Consider the following 495-nt stretch of genomic DNA (forward strand, 5'->3'; position numbering starts at 1 on the left):
AACACCCGACATTCAGTTGTATGTCCAAACACACGTTGTTCGCCTACATCGAGGGCGCTGACCTAGAGGAAATCGAGGAAGAGCTCGAGGCCAAGCTCGTGGATTTCGTGAAGAAGCGCGCTTGGAAGTTGCACATCCCCTGGGTTGTCAACCAGCGCGGCTCTACTGAGGGACTGCGGGACGGTGACCTGCCGACCTGGGACCTCGGCCTCAACCTGATTCTCCCCGATACAGGGCGCGAGCCAGAGGGATGGTTCTCAGACGTTGAGCAGATTGCGCAGTTCGCAGGAGGACTTCATTCGTATTTTGGGCGGGTCTTTATCATCGGGTTAGCTGACGCCAAGACCGGCATCACCGAAGATTTGTTCGACGTTGATTCCGATGCTCCAGACCTTGTCTTGCTGCGGCAAGTCATTGGCGTCGACCCCCCCAAGATTGCCTAACCCAGCCTGCGGCCAAGACCAGACGGTCGTCAACGACCACAGATTCATCCGT

Annotated in this window: 1 protein-coding gene; it reads left to right on the plus strand. The window is 57.0% G+C overall.

Annotated features, from left to right (window positions below):
• Positions 1 to 443, plus strand: a 443-nt coding sequence (locus EJI01_RS28475; protein WP_221885744.1) for a hypothetical protein, incomplete at its 5' end; no start/stop codon positions are given.
• Between the last annotated feature and the right edge of the window lie 52 nt (positions 444 to 495).

This window comes from Variovorax sp. MHTC-1 (genome assembly GCF_003984645.1).
Taxonomy (GTDB): Bacteria; Pseudomonadota; Gammaproteobacteria; order Burkholderiales; family Burkholderiaceae_C; genus Variovorax.